At 43.5% G+C, this 17,836-nt stretch carries 10 protein-coding genes, 2 tRNA genes and 3 rRNA genes; 6 read left to right on the top strand and 9 right to left on the bottom strand.

The window, feature by feature from the left end; genetic code table 11:
* Positions 1-2: 2 nt before the first annotated feature.
* The 3 genes from FOC45_RS00585 to FOC45_RS00575 form a co-directional block, all read right to left on the bottom strand.
* Positions 3-1,157, bottom strand: a complete 1,155-nt coding sequence (locus FOC45_RS00585) for a serine hydrolase (protein ID WP_009390877.1) — start codon at positions 1,155-1,157, stop codon at positions 3-5.
* 75 nt (positions 1,158-1,232) lie between these two features.
* On the bottom strand, positions 1,233-2,561 hold the full coding sequence (locus tag FOC45_RS00580; RefSeq protein WP_009390875.1) for an alginate export family protein: 1,329 nt from the start codon (positions 2,559-2,561) through the stop codon (positions 1,233-1,235).
* Between the two features lie 40 nt (positions 2,562-2,601).
* Positions 2,602-4,626, bottom strand: coding sequence for a multiheme c-type cytochrome (locus tag FOC45_RS00575; protein ID WP_009390874.1), 2,025 nt, complete (start codon positions 4,624-4,626; stop codon positions 2,602-2,604).
* A gap of 250 nt (positions 4,627-4,876) precedes the next feature.
* On the opposite strand from FOC45_RS00575, the gene FOC45_RS00570 reads away from it, so the two are divergent.
* The 6 genes from FOC45_RS00570 to FOC45_RS00545 all read left to right on the top strand — a co-directional run bounded on the left by FOC45_RS00570 (position 4,877) and on the right by FOC45_RS00545 (position 10,640).
* Positions 4,877-5,473 carry a peroxiredoxin-like family protein gene (locus FOC45_RS00570; protein ID WP_009390872.1) on the top strand — a complete coding sequence of 199 codons (597 nt, stop codon included), beginning with the start codon at positions 4,877-4,879 and terminating at the stop codon, positions 5,471-5,473.
* Positions 5,474-5,542: 69 nt separating this feature from the next.
* Positions 5,543-5,926, top strand: a complete 384-nt coding sequence (locus tag FOC45_RS00565; protein ID WP_034539967.1) for an START-like domain-containing protein — start codon at positions 5,543-5,545, stop codon at positions 5,924-5,926.
* A gap of 39 nt (positions 5,927-5,965) precedes the next feature.
* Positions 5,966-6,820, top strand: a complete 855-nt coding sequence (locus FOC45_RS00560; RefSeq protein WP_009390859.1) for an aminotransferase class IV — start codon at positions 5,966-5,968, stop codon at positions 6,818-6,820.
* 12 nt (positions 6,821-6,832) lie between these two features.
* A complete protein-coding gene (gene tilS / locus FOC45_RS00555; protein ID WP_009390857.1) occupies positions 6,833-8,137 on the top strand; it encodes a tRNA lysidine(34) synthetase TilS in 1,305 nt (434 codons plus the stop codon).
* 65 nt (positions 8,138-8,202) lie between these two features.
* A complete protein-coding gene (locus FOC45_RS00550) occupies positions 8,203-8,769 on the top strand; it encodes a DUF3127 domain-containing protein (protein ID WP_034539970.1) in 567 nt (188 codons plus the stop codon).
* Between the two features lie 176 nt (positions 8,770-8,945).
* Positions 8,946-10,640: a DUF262 domain-containing protein gene (locus tag FOC45_RS00545; RefSeq protein WP_155846578.1), complete on the top strand. Its 1,695-nt coding sequence runs from the start codon at positions 8,946-8,948 to the stop codon at positions 10,638-10,640.
* A gap of 388 nt (positions 10,641-11,028) precedes the next feature.
* Here the strand turns inward: FOC45_RS00545 and rrf are convergent.
* The 6 genes from rrf to gdhA form a co-directional block, all read right to left on the bottom strand.
* Positions 11,029-11,136 (bottom strand): 5S ribosomal RNA (gene rrf, locus FOC45_RS00540).
* 98 nt (positions 11,137-11,234) lie between these two features.
* Positions 11,235-14,081 (bottom strand): 23S ribosomal RNA (locus FOC45_RS00535).
* Positions 14,082-14,236: 155 nt separating this feature from the next.
* A tRNA-Ala gene (locus FOC45_RS00530) sits at positions 14,237-14,310 on the bottom strand.
* Between the two features lie 95 nt (positions 14,311-14,405).
* Positions 14,406-14,479: transfer RNA gene (locus FOC45_RS00525), tRNA-Ile, on the bottom strand.
* Positions 14,480-14,558: 79 nt separating this feature from the next.
* Positions 14,559-16,070 (bottom strand): 16S ribosomal RNA (locus FOC45_RS00520).
* Together the 16S, 23S and 5S rRNA genes with 2 tRNA genes alongside form the textbook arrangement of a ribosomal RNA operon.
* Positions 16,071-16,445: 375 nt before the next feature.
* The gene (gdhA, locus tag FOC45_RS00515; protein ID WP_009390753.1) at positions 16,446-17,786 is read right to left on the bottom strand and encodes an NADP-specific glutamate dehydrogenase; all 1,341 of its coding nucleotides are present in this window, start codon (positions 17,784-17,786) and stop codon (positions 16,446-16,448) included.
* Between the last annotated feature and the right edge of the window lie 50 nt (positions 17,787-17,836).

Genomic DNA, 17,836 nt, shown 5'->3' with positions numbered 1-17,836 from the left:
AATTATGAATTCCCATTAATCATTTTGTACGTTTCATCAATATAGGTGTAAATATCAGATGGAAATGTACTGCCTTCAGGGGCTTCATCTGAGAGACTATGCCCTAAACGCACTATGATAACCTTATCAGTTGGATTGACAATAACGTATTGCCCCAAATGTCCGCGCATCATAAAGAAGTGAATGCCCTTGTAATCTAACAACCACCAGCCATAGCCATACTCAGGGTGGTCAGCAAAGCGGGGTTGTACCGATTTAGCTACAAATGCACTATCTAATAGCTGTTTGCCGTCCCACTTGCCGTGGTCGCGGTAGAGCTTGCCCAAACGAGCAAAATCGCGGGCATTAGAGGCTATACAGCAATAAGCCTTTTCTAATCCACTTTCTTCACTATCTAACTGCCAAAGTGCCTCACCCTCACACCCCATAGGCTGCCAAAGCGCTTCTGCAAGATACTCACTAAGGGTTTTGCCTGTTGCCTTCTCTATTACCATCCCTAACAAAAAGGTGTTACCACTGAGGTACTTAAAAGCCTTCCCCGGTTCAGAGGTAATCTTTAGCTGTAGCATCTTTTCGCGAAAATGCTCGTCAAAATAAGCACGGGTGGTGATAGAAAAAGGGTCATAATAAGCCTCGTCCCAGTCGAGACCTGATGCCATAGACGAAAGGTCGCCTACTGTTAGCTTAGCCGCCAAACCTTCTTTGTACTGCGGGAAAAAGTCGCTTACTGGCTGGTCTAGACTTTTTATGTAGCCATCGGTTATAGCCCTGCCCAAAAGCGCTGACACGTAGCTTTTCGCCATTGAAAAAGAGTTGCTCTTGCTCTTAGAGTTATAGTTATCAAAATAGCGTTCGTGCCATATACTATCACCTTTAATGATGAGGAAGGCTACTGTACCATACTTGTGATGAGCGTTTTGCAGTTCAGGGGTTTCAGCCACTTGATTATATTCAGCGGCAAGTGCCCACGCTTGCGGGGTAGTACTGCGACTGATAGTGCGGTTATCAAAATAAGTGTAGTCATCTAAAAAAGTAGTGCTATGCCCTGTGGCATACACTACCCTTACGGCTTTGAAGAGATAGCCGTAGCCCAAGAGGTATACCCCCCCAACTACTATAAGTAGCAATAAGAATAAGCTGATAGTAAATTTCTTCATAAATACAAAAGACAAGGAGACGAAATACAAAAGACGAAAGACGTTTGTATTTCGTCTTTCGTCTTTTATCTCTAATTAGAATTTAGCAGAGAAAATCTTAGGATTGATGTTTAGGCTGCACCATAACCAGTCTTGGTAAGCACGTGGGTTAGGTGTACCTTTAAGCGCTTTAGTACCATCATTAACTAAATAGGTAGAGTAGCCTAATTGTAGTCCTACGAAAGGTTGTACTTTCAAGCTGTACACTAAGTCTATTTCGCTACCATAGCTGCTGTGTTTTTTAGTACCTACTTGGTATTTAGCCGCAGGACCAAAGAAGTGGTAAGTAGCACTTAGGTTGCTCTTTTCGCCTGTACGAACATTAGCAGTAAGGTAAGGATTTAGCAATCCTTGTGCAGGAGCATTGTTAGAACCAGGAGCTCCTACAAAGTAGTAATCCATAAGGCCATAGAACTTGTGGTTAGTACCGCTGAAAGGATCGAAAGCCTTGTCTTTGCCTGAAGTGTCATCAGTTGCATTACCGCTTAGGTAATCAAGACCTGCTGTAAGAGCAAAGATAGGAGAGAAACGGTATCCTGCATTAAGCGCGAACATATAAGCACTTTTGCTAACACCTGCAGCGTTTTTGCCGGTTTGTAGGTAAGCAGTAGCGCCATAGGTTACCTCATCGCTCTTGCCTGCGTAGTGCGCCCCAAAAGTTTGCATATTGTTAGCCTTAGCAGCATCAGTCTTATAGCCTAAGTTAGCAAATAAGAATGAAAGCTGTTGGGTAGGAGCGATGTGGTAGTGAGCGTGTAGCGCTTCTAAGTGTTGGTAAGGTTGTCCTCCGCTAAAATACTGTCCTTTAGGGAAGTTTACATTTAGTGGAGATGCAGCCGACTGGTTGTAAGCTATAAAGCCGCGTAGGGTAAAATCTTCGTTAGGTGCCCAATTGATATTTACAGCATCGTGGCTACGACCTGCTGGGTGCCAATCGAGAGAACCAAAAATACGGTCATCATCAAGGGCTATCACTTGGCGTCCTAATTTGATGTTTACTTGCTCAGCCAATGGGAATGCCGCATATGCTTCAAATACTGACATACCGCCTGTTTTATCAGTGGCTTGTATTTGAGGTGCTTGCCCCCAAATGTTCACATTTTGCAATGACACGTACACTTTCAGACGGTCAGCGTTATTGTACTCAAAGTTCAGACGAGTGCGGTTGTTCACCAAAATAGCAGGTGCATCGCCGTCTTGCAAAGGCAGATAAGCCCCATTGCGGTACTCAAAACGCGGACGTATCTGCGCAGTGATGTCAATACTGTTTTTAGGTGCCATCTCGTCTGCTTCTTGAGCTGCAAGATAGTTAGGAGCTGCTAAAAGGGTAGCAAGAACTCCAAGGGTCATTAATTTTTTATTCATTTTTTTTCGTGTTTTTTCTGTTTCGCACGGCAAATATAAGCTATTTTTTTATACCAACCAATAGCTGCAATAAATTTCTATAATTTCGTTGTATGTTTTCGTCTTTCATACCGAGCTGCATCGCTTTTTCAAAGGCGTTTTTAGCTTCCGTGTATCGCTTTTCTTCGCTGTACAGCAGCGCTAAAAAGTAGTATATTTCAGCATTTTTGGGCTCGTATTGCAAGGCGGTGTGTAGCACAGCGGCTGCCTTGTCGTTTTGCCCCTCGCCATTGTAGAGGGTAGCGAGGTTCAGCCGTAGATAGTTCAGATTTTTGTCTTTCTGAAGCGCGCGCTCGTAGAAGCGGATAGCCTCAACGGGTTGGTTTATCTTCACAAAATAGTCGCCTGCCGTAGCACTTCCTAACGGGAAATCAGCTTGCGAGAGTACAAAATCGCGGTACTCCTGATGGGCTTTTTCGAAATGCGGACTCATAGCGCGCGCATTGTCCCAGCCTTTTTGGGTAAGTATGACATTGGCAACTACCATACGCACCGCCTTCACCTTATCGGTCAGCAGCGGCAGCAACTGGGCTTCGTAGCGCGATAGGGGGTACTCGCTTAGGGCTATCACCGCCCGATAACGCGTTTGGGCATCAGCAGCCGTCAGCTCTTTGACTATCAGCGGAAAGCGTGCTTCTGAAGGTTGCCCCCCTAAGTAATGCAGGGCTGCCGCCCGTATAATATCGGGGGTGTTAGGGGTTTGCAATAGCGATTGCAGTCGGGGCAGACTCTCCGCGGTCTGCTTACTGCCGATAATGAGGTTTTCGGCAAAATGAGGCTTCCGCTCTTTGCCATACCATTGCACCACTGCTTTGGCTGCCCATTGGGCACTCTTATCGCTATGGCAGGCATTGCAGGCATTAGGCGTGCCGTACTTAGCACTGAGGTCGGGGCGCGGCACATAGAAATTATGGTCGTGGCGCACATCGTTGCCCATATAGGTGCGGGTAGGCATATGGCACACGCGGCAGTCAGTTTCGGCATCGTTACCCTTATGGAAGGTATGGGCTGTGGTGGCATAGTTAGGCGCGTGGCACTGCAAGCACACCTTGCTGCCCTCGGCTTTTAGTTTGCCCGTATGAGGGGAATGGCAAGAGGTGCAGCGAACGCCCTGCTGATACATTTTGCTCTGCAGGAAAGACGAATATTTGTAGTTCTCGCCCATCACCTGTCCGTCAGCAAAATACAGGTCGGTTACAGGCACTTCGGGTATGTAGTTGTCCATTACTTCAGCCGAAAAACCGTGGTGCTGACTTACCTCGCCGCGCCTTGTGTGGCAAGGCATACAGGCAGTGAGTTCCTGCCCTTGTTGCTGCATCGGCACTAAAGGCGCTTTGCCCTTGCTCTGTACGTGTGCGCCAGCAGCTCCGTGACAAGACTCGCAGCCGACGGTCAGTTCGCTGTAAGTAGTGTGGTAAGAATCGGTATAAGGGTCGAGGTTTTTCTGTAAGTTAGTGCTGTGACAAGAGGCGCACATCAGATTCCAATTCTGCCCTGCTTGCGTCCAATGCAGATAGTCGTCAGGCGGAATTACCTCGCCCGCGTATTGGTGAAACCATTGTTTTTTACGACTGTCCCAACTCTGCCGAAAGACTTGTTTTTTGCCGTTAGGAAAGTCGGTAATATATTGTTGCAGAGGGTAATAGCCAAAGGTATACAGCACCTCGTAGTCTTGGTAGTCGCCTTTTTCGTTTTGGGTATTGATAAAGAATTTGCCATCTCGCTTAAAGAAACGCGAGGTGATACCATCGGCGGTATACGAAGTGTTGAAATCGCCTAATACGGTGCTGTCATTAGCGATTTGCATCGCTTTGAAGTGGTCGGATAGCTGCCATTGCTGGTGCTCAGCAGAGTGACATTCTCGGCAGGAAGCAGCCCCCACATAGCTGTTATGCCCCACAGTATCAACAGCTTCTACAGAAGTATAGTCCTCTTTATGAGTAAAGAAGAAGACCACCGCCCCTGCGGAAATGAGGAGGATTAATAATAGTGCAAAAAGAAAGGTTTTGGTATGATATTTCTTCATTTTTCAATTCATAAATAGCGTGCAAAAATAAGATATTTTTAAGAAATTAGCAGCATTAAAGAAGATATTTTTTTAGCTGCTTCCACTTCGGTAACGGTTCGCTTATCCTTCGCTTATCCTTCGCTCATCGTTCGATGTTCCTGTATCGTTCCTATATCGTTTCTGTATCGCTATTATTATTACTGTCAGACGAAGGCAAATGGTATAATCTTTGATACTATTTTAAGGAAATTTTATTTTTATTTAACTAATGAAAATATTCAAAACACTATTATTTGCTGTCTTATTGGCAGTAGCGCCTATTTATGGGCAAGACACTTCTAAAGCGCTAAAAGTGGGTGATAAAGCCCCTCAATTCACCCTTAAAAATGCCTTAGGCAAAAAAGTAAAACTCTCTACCCTACTGAAAAATGGGAATGTGGTGCTAACTTGGTATCGCGGAGGTTGGTGTCCGTATTGTAATAGGGCGCTACAAGGCTGGCAAGAAGTTTTACCCGAAATAAAAGCACAAGGTGCTACCTTTGTAGCCTTAACCCCTGAGCTTCCTGACTACAGTTTATCGACCAAAGAAAAACATCAGTTAGCATTTGAAATACTAACAGACCTTAATAACGAGGTTGCCAGCCGTTACGGATTGGTTTTCACCTTAGATGAGAACACTGCAGTTAGGTATGAAAAAGGGTTTGGACTATCGGCTTACAATGGTAATCATTTGAACCAATTGCCGATGCCTGCTACTTATATCATTAACCAAAAGGGGGTAATAGTATATGCTTTTGTTAATGCTGACTACACTCAACGCGCTAATACTGAAGAAGTTATTAAAAAACTAAAAGAGATAAAGTAGCGGGATTGGTGCTAATTAAAAAAAATGTTGTATATTGCGCCCACTAAAGCCCCTAACCCCCCTACCGATATGAATACGAAAGAAAAATACCAATTGGAAGTGGGCATTAATGCCTCTCCGCAGTTGCTTTACCAGTACATATCCACTCCGGCAGGATTGGCTTCGTGGTACGCTGACGATGTACGCGCTGATGCCGATGTATATCTGTTTTTCTGGAATAAATCGCCCGAAAAAGCTATCTTGATGCGCACTAAGTTAGACGAATACATACGGTTTCATTGGGTAGATGACGACCCTGCGAATACTTTCTTCGAAATTCGTATCAATGTAGATGAACTTACCCAAGAAGTATCGCTTGTTATCGTCGATTTTGCCTATCCTGATGAGATAGAAGAGGCAAAACAGATGTGGCGGCTGCAAATTGCTGACCTAAAAGCACGTATTGGCGGCTAAAAATACCCTTAACTAAAAATAAATCACTTTTAAAAATAAATGAATATAAACTATAATGGCGTGCTTATCGGTGCAGAGGGCAATATACTTGCGCTGCACAACCGCGCCTTTGCCTACGGCGATGCCGTAACCGATGTGAGCAAGTACAGCTATCAGCAGTTGTTGTTTTGGGAAGAACACTACCTGCGCCTAATGGCAGGCATGCGCGTGCTGCGTATGAATATACCAATGTCTTTTTCGATGGAATACATTGAAGAGGAAATACTAAAAACTATCCGCAGCAATGCCCTTGAAAGTCAGCCCGTAAGGGTACGCATCAGCATATTTAGAAAGAGCGGCAACACTTATACCCCTACTAATAACGACATAGAATATCTTATTGAAACACAGCCCTTAAGCAGCGCTTTCTACGTGCTAAACGAAGAGCCGTACGAGGTGGAACTTTTTAAGGATTTTTATATACAACCCGATTTGTTGGCTAACATTAAGCACACCAATCGGATAGTGAACGTATTGGGCAGTATTTTCGCCCAAGAAAACGACTATCAGAACTGCATACTGCTCAACAGCCAAAAGAACATTGCAGGGGCGCTGGACGGCAATATTTTTTTAGTAAATGGCAACACGCTAAAGACGCCTGCCCTAACCGATGGCGCTGTAAACGGCATTACCCGCAAGATGCTTATAAAATCGCTACAAAAAGTAGGCGATTATCAGGTGGAGGAGACCTCTATTTCGCCTTTTGAACTGCAAAAAGCCGATGAACTATTTATCACCAACAGCCTTATAGGCATACAGCCCGTAAGCCAATACCGCAAAAAGACTTATACCCATACGGCAACCAAAAGCCTGATAGGCAAACTCAATACGATTGCCCGCTTTGGGATAGTTTAACCCTATATACCGATGAAAACGAACCTTTTAGAAGCGCTGAAGCACCAGCGTGTGTTGGTGGCTATCAGCGGGGGCATCGACAGCGTGGTGCTAGCCCACCTGCTCTACAGTCACGGTGCCGAGGTGATACTCGCCCACTGCAATTTTAGCTTGCGCGGAGAAGAAAGCGATGGCGATGAGGCTTTTGTGCGCAGCTTTGCGGAGCGCTTAGGAGTACAGCTATTGGTAGAGCGCTTCGACACTCACGCCTACGCCAAAGAGCACCAGCTAAACACCCAATTGGCTGCCCGTGAGCTTCGCTATGAATGGTTTGACCGTATGGCTCAGGCTTATGCCTGCGCCTATATAGCCACTGCCCACCACGCTAACGACAACCTTGAGACTTTCTTGATTAACCTATCGCGTGGCAGTGGTTTAGACGGTCTTTTGGGTATTCCGCAGCAAAATGGCAAGCTAATACGTCCGTTACTTTCGTTTTCGCGTCAGCAAATATACCAGTACGCCCAAGCAAAGCAGCTGAGTTGGCGTGAGGATAGCTCGAATGCTTCGAATAAGTACGTGCGCAACGTTATTAGGCACGAAATTATCCCTCAATTGCGCTACGTACACCCTAATTACTTAGAAAACTTTAATCAAACGCAAGAATATTTGCACCAATCGGCTCGTTTTATCGATTATTATATCGAAAAGATAAGAAATGAGTGTTTTCAGGGGGATCCTATTCGCATTAGCCCCTCTCCCCTACTGCAAGTGCCTGAACTGCCTTTGGTGCTGCATAGGCTCTTCTATCCCTACGGGTTCAACAATGTAAAGGACTTGCAGCAGCTTTTATTTACGGCGGAAGCGGGCAAGATGCTCTGTTCGCCCTCTCACCAACTGATAAAGGACAAAGAATGGGTATGGTTGTTGCCAATAGAGGACGAAGAAGAAGCGCCTTTTCTGATAGCTGAGGGTACGCGCGAGGTTACAACCCCTATACGTTTGGTATTTGAAGAGGTACCCCCTACCGCTGCCATATCGGAAGACCCTAATACTATCAGTGTAGATGCTGATAAATTAGAGTTCCCATTAGCATTGCGACACAAGCGCGAGGGTGATATATTTTACCCTATAGGCTTGGGTAGTGCTAAGAAGTTGAGCAAGTATTTTATAGACGAAAAATACAGTCAGATAGCGCGTCAGCAGCAATGGTTATTGTGCAGTGGCGACCGTATAGTATGGGTGGTGGGCAAGCGCTTAGACCACCGCTTTAGGGTAACCCCAAAAACTAAAAGAGTACTACAGATTAGCGTAGTTGGTAACTCACAAATTTGCTAATTCGCAAATTATGTTGTACTTTTGCCGACAAGAAATTTAAAATGTAAGACCAAAATATGGCAAATATGGAAATTCAAGGTAAAATCATAAAAATAGGACCTGTTCAAACGGTAGGTCAGAACGGCTTTCAACGCCGCGATGTGGTAATTATGACTGAAGATCAGTACCCTCAGTACATACCATTCGATTTTGTACAAGAGAAATGCAGCCTACTCGACAGCTTCCACGAAGGACAAGTGGTGCTCATCAGCTTCAACGTAAGAGGACGCGAATGGGTAAATCCACAAGGGGAAACTAAATATATAGTGAACTTGCAAGGATGGCGCATACAAGACGCTATGGCAGCTGCACAGGCAGCTCCTCAAGGGTATGGACAACCTGCTTATCCGCCACAAGGCTATGCGCAATACCCTCCACAAGGATACGGACAGCCTGCCTATCCGCCTCAGGGATATGCACAGCCTCAGTACCAGCAAGCGCCACCGCAATATCAGCAGGCTCCTGCTCAGCCCTTTCAGTCAATGCCTCAAGGGCAACCATTAGGGCAACCACAGCAGCCTTTCCAAGTGCCTCCGCAAGCAGCTACGCCACCAGCGGCAGCTCCTATAGAAGAAGATGATCTACCTTTTTAGGCTAACAAAAAAAGCGACTTCCTTAAAGTTGGGAGTCGCTTTTTTATTGACTGTTATTTTTGTTTGGCTGTCAGTTCTTCTTGTAAATGCTTTAAGGTAAAAAAATAAATTAAAAGAGCTTTTTATATAATTTAATTTTGTACATTTGCTGCAAGAACCAATAAAACATATAAAAAATGGCAGACCTTATCGTAAGTAAAAAAAGCATTAAAGAACTCTTCTCAGAGTTAAAAACTAAAAAAATTATTATTCCTGATTATCAACGCCCTTACAAATGGGATATTGATAAATGTAGAACTTTATGGGAAGATCTCAAAGAGTTTTACACAACAGAAGCTAAAAAACATTCTGACTACTTTTTAGGTACTATTGTCTCTTATACAAATAATGATAAGAATCCTGAAATAATAGATGGGCAACAGCGTATTACATCTTTTATGTTGTTACTACGAGCTTTTTATAAAAAACTTGAAATGATGGATGAAGATTCTAATGTAACGGGACTTAAAAATCAAATAGCACCTTGCATTTGGGAAGTAAGCAGAATATCACAACAAGTAGAAGATAAAACTAAAATTCATATTCATTCTGAAGTTGCTACAGATGAGGATAATAATACTTTTCACAAAATCTTAGAAATAGGGGAAGTTGATAAAAATAAACAAGACAATTATTCCATTAACTATGCTTTCTTTCTTGAGCAATGTAATGAATATGCTAAAAGTAATCCTTTGCATTGGAATGACTTCTGCGTAACAATTCTTGAACAATGTGTAATTCTACCAATAGAATGCGATACACAAGATACTGCCCTCACTATATTTTCTACTTTAAATGATAGAGGAATGCCTCTTGCTGATTCTGATATATTTAAAGCTCAGTTATATAAAAATTATGAGAGAGAAGCTAAAAGAGAATTTACTGATCAGTGGAAAGAATTAACAAAAATATGTGAAGAAGGGAATTTTACTATTGATGATGTCTTCAAATACTACACTCACATTCTTAGAGCAGAAAAAAAAGATAAATCAAGAGAAATAGGATTGAGAAAGTTTTATGCTGAAAATAAGTACGAAAAACTCAGAAGCCCCAACTTATTAGCAGATATTATAGATCTTGCTATCTTTTGGAGGTATCTAAATAGCAATAAAGCCATTGATCAATATCCTTATTATATATCTGATGATACAAGGAAATATATCCAATGTTTAAACTACTACCCCAATGAATTTTGGAAATTTCCTGTAAGTGTATTTTTTATTAGAAATAGAAATACTCCTAATTTTGACGAAAAATTTAATTCTATACTCAGAGAACTTACTGCTTTCTTATTTGTAAAATTTATATATGCTCCATCAGTAAATGTCATTAGAGATGATATTTTTGATTCTTGCATAGCATTACACACTGAAAACAAACTAAAATACAATATTGAGTTTAATAAAGATTCTTTAAGAGAGCGTATTGAAAGCATTGGTTCTTCTACAAGAATGACTAGAGCTCTTTTATTACTTTATGCATACTTAGATGAAAATCAAACAAAATTAATAAACAATAACTTTGATATAGAACACATTTTCCCTAAGAAATGGCAAAATACAAACTATAATGGTTGGGAAAGAGATGATGCTGATTTATATTTAGATAAATTAGGTAATAAAACTATTTTTGAAAAGAGGCTTAATATACAAGCTGGGAATCAATATTTTGCACTGAAAAAAAACAAATATGCTGAGTCTGAAATAGCTACAGTTCAGAGTCTCTCAAAATATCCTAAATCTGACTGGGTGAAGGAAGATATTGAAAAACGTGAAAAAGATGTTATAAATAAATTGATTACTTTTTTTGAAAGTGAACTGACAAAAAAATAACCCTAAAAAGTAATAAAAAAGCGATTCTCTTAGTAAGGAATCGCTTTTTTATATGAGTATTATACAGTAAAATCTCACACTGTTTTAATTTCTACTAACCCCTATTCTCTTCATAATAACCTCTGCTCAAGCCTGTCTTTAATTGATTTTGAAAAAATTTGAAGCATAGGTTATACCCCTTATCAAAAAGGCTCTGAATAAACTCATTACTCTTTCTAAGTTTACAACCTTGTTCCTCCATACGACAACTATTTGCTTAAGAACAAAATTAACTGCAATTTTGCAGTCTAAAAAACGTGTTCTTTGATATTTTGTTTAGTATGGTATACAGCTCAATTCTTTAAAACAAAAAAAGAGCAATCTAATTATTTAGATTGCTCTTTTTATAAGAAGGCGGCGACATACTCTCCCACTTGCGTAGTACCATCTGCGCTAAAAGGTTTAACTGCTCTGTTCGGAATGGTAAGAGGTGAGACCTTTGACTATAACCACCTTAAATCATTTAGACTACATACTAACTACATAGCCCATATATTTTAACATATGAGGATAAAAAGCAAATATTTAACTAACTCTCTTTTAAAAAGAATGCTGCGCGAAAAGTCTACGGGTTATTAGTATTACTCGGCTATGATGTTACCACCTTTACACCTGTAACCTATCAACGTGGTCATCTCCCACGACCCTTAAAAGAAATCTCATCTTGTGGCGGGTTTCGTACTTATATGCTTTCAGCACTTATCCCATCCGCACTTAGCTACTCTGCTATGCCCTTGGCAAGACAACAGATACACCAGCGGTGCGTCCAACTCGGTCCTCTCGTACTAGAGTCAGATCCACGCAAATTTCTAACGCCCACAGTAGATAGAGACCGAACTGTCTCACGACGTTCTGAACCCAGCTCGCGTGCCACTTTAATGGGCGAACAGCCCAACCCTTGGGACCTTCTCCAGCCCCAGGATGTGACGAGCCGACATCGAGGTGCCAAACCCCCCCGTCGATGTGAGCTCTTGGGGGAGATCAGCCTGTTATCCCCGGCGTACCTTTTATCCTTTGAGCGATGGCCCTTCCATACGGAACCACCGGATCACTATGCTCTACTTTCGTACCTGATCGACTTGTATGTCTCTCAGTCAAGCTCCCTTATGCCATTGCACTCTACGCACGGTTACCAAGCGTGCTGAGGGAACCTTTAGAAGCCTCCGTTACACTTTTGGAGGCGACCACCCCAGTCAAACTACCCTCCACGAATTGTCCTTTGCCTTGTGCAAAGTTAGACCTCAGATAAGCAAAGGGTGGTATTTCAACAATGACTCCACAACTACCGGAATAGCCGCTTCGCAGTCTCCCACCTATCCTACGCATCACTTATCCAAGACCAATACGAAGATATAGTAAAGGTGCACAGGGTCTTTTCGTCCCACTGCGGGTAATCGGCATCTTCACCGATACTACAATTTCACCGAGCTCATGGCCGAGACAGTGTCCAAATCGTTACACCATTCGTGCAGGTCGGAACTTACCCGACAAGGAATTTCGCTACCTTAGGACCGTTATAGTTACGGCCGCCGTTTACTGGGGCTTCAATTCAAACCTTCGCATTGCTGCTAAGCTCTCCTCTTAACCTTCCAGCACCGGGCAGGTGTCAGACCCTATACTTCATCTTTCGATTTTGCAGAGTCCTGTGTTTTTGATAAACAGTCGCTTGGACCTTTTCACTGCGGCCTATCTAATGATAGGCGACCTTTCTCCCTAAGTTACAGGTCTATTTTGCCTAGTTCCTTAGCCATGAATCTCTCGAGCGCCTTAGAATTCTCATCCCAATCACCTGTGTCGGTTTACGGTACGGGCATTAGCCTTCGCTTTTCTTGGAAACGTTGTCACCACACTCACCTCGGCCGAAGCCTCAGCGTACTTTCGAAGTCATAACAACTCCTTAAACGTACTATTCCGTCAGTACGCGGTAGTTATCTCATTCCGTCACTTTTAACAGACTAATGGTATAGGAATATTAACCTATTGTACATCCACTACCCCTACTCGGGTTCGCGTTAGTCCCCGACTAACCCTCAGCTGATTAGCATAGCTGAGGAAACCTTGATCTTTCGGCGGGCAGGTTTCTCGCCTGCCTTATCGTTACTTATGCCTACATTTTCTTTTCTATCAGGCTCCACTATGGCTCACGCCTTTAGCTTCCACGCCAATAGAATGCTCCCCTACCGGTATATTACTTCAAGTAATAACCCCATAGCTTCGGTAATATGCTTATGCCCGTTTATTATCCATGCCCAACCGCTCGACTAGTGAGCTGTTACGCACTCTTTAAATGTATGGCTGCTTCCAAGCCAACATCCTAGCTGTCAGTGCAGTCAGACCGCGTTTGGTCAACTTAGCATATATTTGGGGACCTTAGCTGATGGTCCGGGTTCTTTCCCTTTAGGATATGGACCTTAGCACCCATACCCTCACTGCTGATGAGCATTTAATAGCATTCGGAGTTTGTCAGGAATTGGTAGGCGATGAAACCCCCGCATCCAATCAGTAGCTCTACCTCTATTAAACTCGCATCAACGCTGCACCTAAATGCATTTCGGGGAGTACGAGCTATTTCCCAGTTTGATTGGCCTTTCACCCCTACCCTCAGGTCATCCGAAGTCTTTTCAACGACAACCAGTTCGGTCCTCCACGCTGTGTTACCAGCGCTTCAACCTGCCCAAGGGTAGATCACCAGGTTTCGCGTCTACTACTACCAACTATTTATCGCCCTATTCAGACTCGCTTTCGCTACGGATTCGTATCTGAAATACTTATCCTCGCTGGTAACAGTAACTCGTAGGCTCATTATGCAAAAGGCACGCCGTCACAGCTAATGCTGCTCCGACCGCTTGTAAGCGTATGGTTTCAGGGTCTATTTCACTCCGTTATTCACGGTTCTTTTCACCTTTCCCTCACGGTACTGGTTCACTATCGGTCTCTCAGGAGTATTTAGCCTTACCGGATGGTCCCGGCGGATTCAGTCAAGGTTCCACGTGCCCCGACCTACTCAGGATACCCATAAGATTTATAAAGCTGTACCTATACGAGACTTTCACTCTCTATGGTGTGTCTTTCCAAACACTTCTAATCCAGTTTTACAACCTATATCTGGGTCCTACTACCCCCATATTGCCGTAACAATATGGGTTTGGGCTGCTCCCATTTCGCTCGCCACTACTCTGGGAATCACTTTTGTTTTCTTCTCCTCTGCCTACTAAGATGTTTCAGTTCAGCAGGTTTGCCCACCAATCGGTGTAGTACATCTTCAATGTACTGGGTTGCCCCATTCGGATATTTGCGGATCTAATCGTATGTGCCAATCCCCGCAACTTTTCGCAGCTTATCACGTCCTTCTTCGCCTCTGAGAGCCTAGGCATCCCCCATACGCCCTTACATAACTTTTCGCGCTTGTAGTCTTTCTTAATTCTGAATTTTAAATTCTAAATTAAGAAAATACCTCGTTCTCTTTGATTCTTTTTAATATTTTTTCGTTAGATTATCAATAATCTATTATTGATCTCTTATGCTTTTTATCCCAATATGTCAATGTACTATTTTTGTGGAGAATAAGGGATTCGAACCCTTGACCCCCTGCGTGCAAGGCAGGTGCTCTAGCCAGCTGAGCTAATTCCCCGTGTTTAGTCGTTAGTTATTAGTCGTTAGTCGTTAGCCATTTAACTATCTAACTCTTCAGCTCCTAGAATTTCCTCAATTCAGCTTATCTTTTCGTAGTCCCAGGCAGACTCGAACTGCCGACCTCTACATTATCAGTGTAGCGCTCTAACCAGCTGAGCTATGAGACTGCTTGTTTTTTTGTTGTCCAGCAAGATTTAAAGAAAAGGTGTTATCCTTCTATTCGTCTATAACATCGGTCGTCTCTAAAAAGGAGGTGTTCCAGCCGCACCTTCCGGTACGGCTACCTTGTTACGACTTAGCCCCAGTCACTAGTTTTACCCTAAACAGCTCCTTTCGGTGACCGTCTTCAGGTACCCCCAGCTTCCATGGCTTGACGGGCGGTGTGTACAAGGCCCGGGAACGTATTCACCGGATCATGGCTGATATCCGATTACTAGCGATTCCAGCTTCACGGAGTCGAGTTGCAGACTCCGATCCGAACTGTGATCGTCTTTATAGATTCGCGCCTGCTCACGCAGTGGCTGCTCTCTGTAACGACCATTGTAGCACGTGTGTAGCCCAAGATGTAAGGGCCGTGATGATTTGACGTCATCCCCACCTTCCTCACGGTTTGCACCGGCAGTCCCACTAGAGTGCTCGACTTTACTCGCTAGCAACTAATGGCAGGGGTTGCGCTCGTTATAGGACTTAACCTGACACCTCACGGCACGAGCTGACGACAACCATGCAGCACCTTGAAAACTGTCCGAAGAAATACCTATCTCTAAGTACGTCAGTCTCCATTTAAACCTTGGTAAGGTTCCTCGCGTATCATCGAATTAAACCACATGCTCCACCGCTTGTGCGGGCCCCCGTCAATTCCTTTGAGTTTCACACTTGCGTGCGTACTCCCCAGGTGGGATACTTATCACTTTCGCTTAGCCACTCAGTCTTACAACCAAACAGCTAGTATCCATCGTTTACAGCGTGGACTACCAGGGTATCTAATCCTGTTCGCTCCCCACGCTTTCGTCCATCAGCGTCAATTAATTGTTAGTAATATGCCTTCGCTATCGGTGTTCTGTGTAATATCTAAGCATTTCACCGCTACACTACACATTCCAACTACTTCACAACCATTCAAGACTAACAGTTTCAAAGGCAGTTGCTCAGTTGAGCTGAGCGCTTTCACCTCTGACTTATTAGCCCGCCTACGGACCCTTTAAACCCAATGATTCCGGATAACGCTCGCATCCTCCGTATTACCGCGGCTGCTGGCACGGAGTTAGCCGATGCTTATTCGCAGAGTACCGTCATCAAAGTACACGTACTCCTTATTCTTCCCCTGCAAAAGCAGTTTACAACCCATAAGGCCGTCTTCCTGCACGCGGCATGGCTGGATCAGTCTTCCGACCATTGTCCAATATTCCTCACTGCTGCCTCCCGTAGGAGTCTGGTCCGTATCTCAGTACCAGTGTGGGGGATATCCCTCTCAGAACCCCTATCTATCGTAGCCTTGGGGAGCCGTTACCTCTCCAACTAGCTAATAGAACGCATACTCATCTTTCACCGCCTCAGCTTTAATATAAAAATGATGCCATCCCTATATACCATTAGGTATTAATCCAAATTTCTTCGGGCTATCCCTATGTGAAAGGCAGATTGTATACGCGTTACGCACCCGTACGCCGGTCGAAGCCCGAAAGCTCCTCCCTCGACTTGCATGTGTTAGGCCTGCCGCTAGCGTTCATCCTGAGCCAGGATCAAACTCTTCATCGTTAAAATCTTTAATTTCTTCTAACCGATTTTTAAGTTATTGACTTCAGGTTTCACTCGATTCTTTAAATCTTCTTTTGTGCTGTACAACATTATGTCAATGTACGTGTTGTTTATTCTTGCAAGAGCACTTATCGTCTCATTTGCGGGTGCAAAGGTACGGCGTTTTTTTAATTCTGCAAATTTTTCAGCAACTTTTTTTCAAGTTTTTTTGAGGGGGATAGTTAAGTGGTTGGAAATCAGAGGTTAGAGAAAGGGCGTTTTTTCATATTTTTTTTTAGAAAGAAAGATAGAACGCTATTATTGGAGATTGAAAGTAGCAAAAAAAGCTGCTCCTTTTTGCAGAAGCAGCTTTTATTATTTATTGTTTTTTTGCCATTAAACCACTCCTTGGTCAAGCATAGCGTGTGCTACTTTCATAAAGCCAGCTATGTTAGCCCCTTTCACGTAGTTAATATAACCATCTTCTTGTCCGTACTTTAGACAAGCGTTGTGGATAGACTCCATAATTTGGTGCAATTTAGCATCTACTTCTTCCGCTCTCCAGGCAAGGTGTGCCGCATTTTGGGTCATTTCAAGACCTGAAGTAGCTACCCCTCCTGCATTCACCGCTTTACCTGGGGCAAATGGCAATTTAGCATCTTGGAAAGCTTTGATAGCCTCTGGTGTACAACCCATATTCGATACTTCTGCTACCAATTTCACACCGTTAGCGATAAGCGTTTTAGCATCTTCTTCGTTCAATTCATTTTGGAAAGCACAAGGCAATGCAATATCACAAGGAATTACCCACGCTTTCTTACCAGCCGTAAATTTACTTTCTTTTGCAAATTTCTCAGCAAAAGGCGCTACGATATTGCGGTTAGAAGCGCGAAGCTCTAATAAGTAGTCTATCATTTCGTGAGTCATACCTCCTGGCACTTCCACACAACCATCTGGGCCTGACAGACCAATCACTTTAGCCCCTAACTGAGTAGCTTTTTGCGATGCTCCCCAAGCTACGTTACCAAAACCTGATACTACCACTCGTTGTCCTTTAAGGTCTTTGCCAAGTTTTTTAAGCATATGGTCTACGAAGTAAAGCGCTCCATAACCAGTAGCTTCCGGACGGATAAGAGAACCTCCCCAGTTAATACCTTTCCCAGTAAGTACTCCTGTGTTGTACTCGCGAGCCAATTTTTTGTACATTCCATACATATAGCCTATTTCGCGACCGCCTACACCTACGTCACCAGCAGGCACATCGGTATCAGGACCTATATGTTGCCATAGTTCAAGCATAAAGGCTTGGCAGAAACGCATAATTTCAGCGTCCGATTTACCGGTAGGGTCAAAGTCTGAACCTCCTTTAGCTCCTCCCATAGGTAGCGTAGTAAGAGCATTTTTGAAAGTTTGCTCAAAGCCGAGGAATTTAAGCATCGATAGGTTTACAGCTTTATGGAAGCGGATACCTCCTTTGTAAGGGCCTATCGCAGCGTTAAATTGCACGCGGTAACCGAGGTTGCTTTGTACTTCGCCTTTGTCATCTACCCAATCTACGCGGAAAGTAAAGATGCGGTCAGGCTCTACGATGCGTTCCACAATTTTAGCTTTAGCAAATTCAGGGTGCTGATTATACACCTCTTCTACCGACTCAAGCACTTCGTGTACAGCCTGCAAGTACTCTTTTTCTCCTGGGTGTTTAGCCTCCAAAGAGGTCATAATTTTTTTTACATCCATAATATATTAATTCGTTATGTAATTATTTGGTTATTTATACTAATGAGCGA

The organism is Capnocytophaga sp. FDAARGOS_737, assembly GCF_009730375.1.
In the GTDB taxonomy this organism is placed as follows: domain Bacteria; phylum Bacteroidota; class Bacteroidia; order Flavobacteriales; family Flavobacteriaceae; genus Capnocytophaga; species Capnocytophaga leadbetteri.
Note: the sequence above shows the minus strand (reverse complement) of the source record. Positions and strands in the feature narration are given on the sequence as shown.

Bases quoted from the DNA above. Each gene is read 5' to 3' on its own strand.
- FOC45_RS00580 (WP_009390875.1), bottom strand. From the start codon at position 2,561: ATGAATAAAAAATTAATGACCCTTGGAGTTCTTGCTACCCTTTTAGCA.
- FOC45_RS00585 (WP_009390877.1), bottom strand. From the start codon at position 1,157: ATGAAGAAATTTACTATCAGCTTATTCTTATTGCTACTTATAGTAGTT.
- FOC45_RS00545 (WP_155846578.1), top strand. From the start codon at position 8,946: ATGGCAGACCTTATCGTAAGTAAAAAAAGCATTAAAGAACTCTTCTCA.
- FOC45_RS00560 (WP_009390859.1), top strand. From the start codon at position 5,966: ATGAATATAAACTATAATGGCGTGCTTATCGGTGCAGAGGGCAATATA.
- gdhA (WP_009390753.1), bottom strand. From the start codon at position 17,786: ATGGATGTAAAAAAAATTATGACCTCTTTGGAGGCTAAACACCCAGGA.
- FOC45_RS00575 (WP_009390874.1), bottom strand. From the start codon at position 4,626: ATGAAGAAATATCATACCAAAACCTTTCTTTTTGCACTATTATTAATC.
- FOC45_RS00570 (WP_009390872.1), top strand. From the start codon at position 4,877: ATGAAAATATTCAAAACACTATTATTTGCTGTCTTATTGGCAGTAGCG.
- FOC45_RS00550 (WP_034539970.1), top strand. From the start codon at position 8,203: ATGGAAATTCAAGGTAAAATCATAAAAATAGGACCTGTTCAAACGGTA.
- tilS (WP_009390857.1), top strand. From the start codon at position 6,833: ATGAAAACGAACCTTTTAGAAGCGCTGAAGCACCAGCGTGTGTTGGTG.
- FOC45_RS00565 (WP_034539967.1), top strand. From the start codon at position 5,543: ATGAATACGAAAGAAAAATACCAATTGGAAGTGGGCATTAATGCCTCT.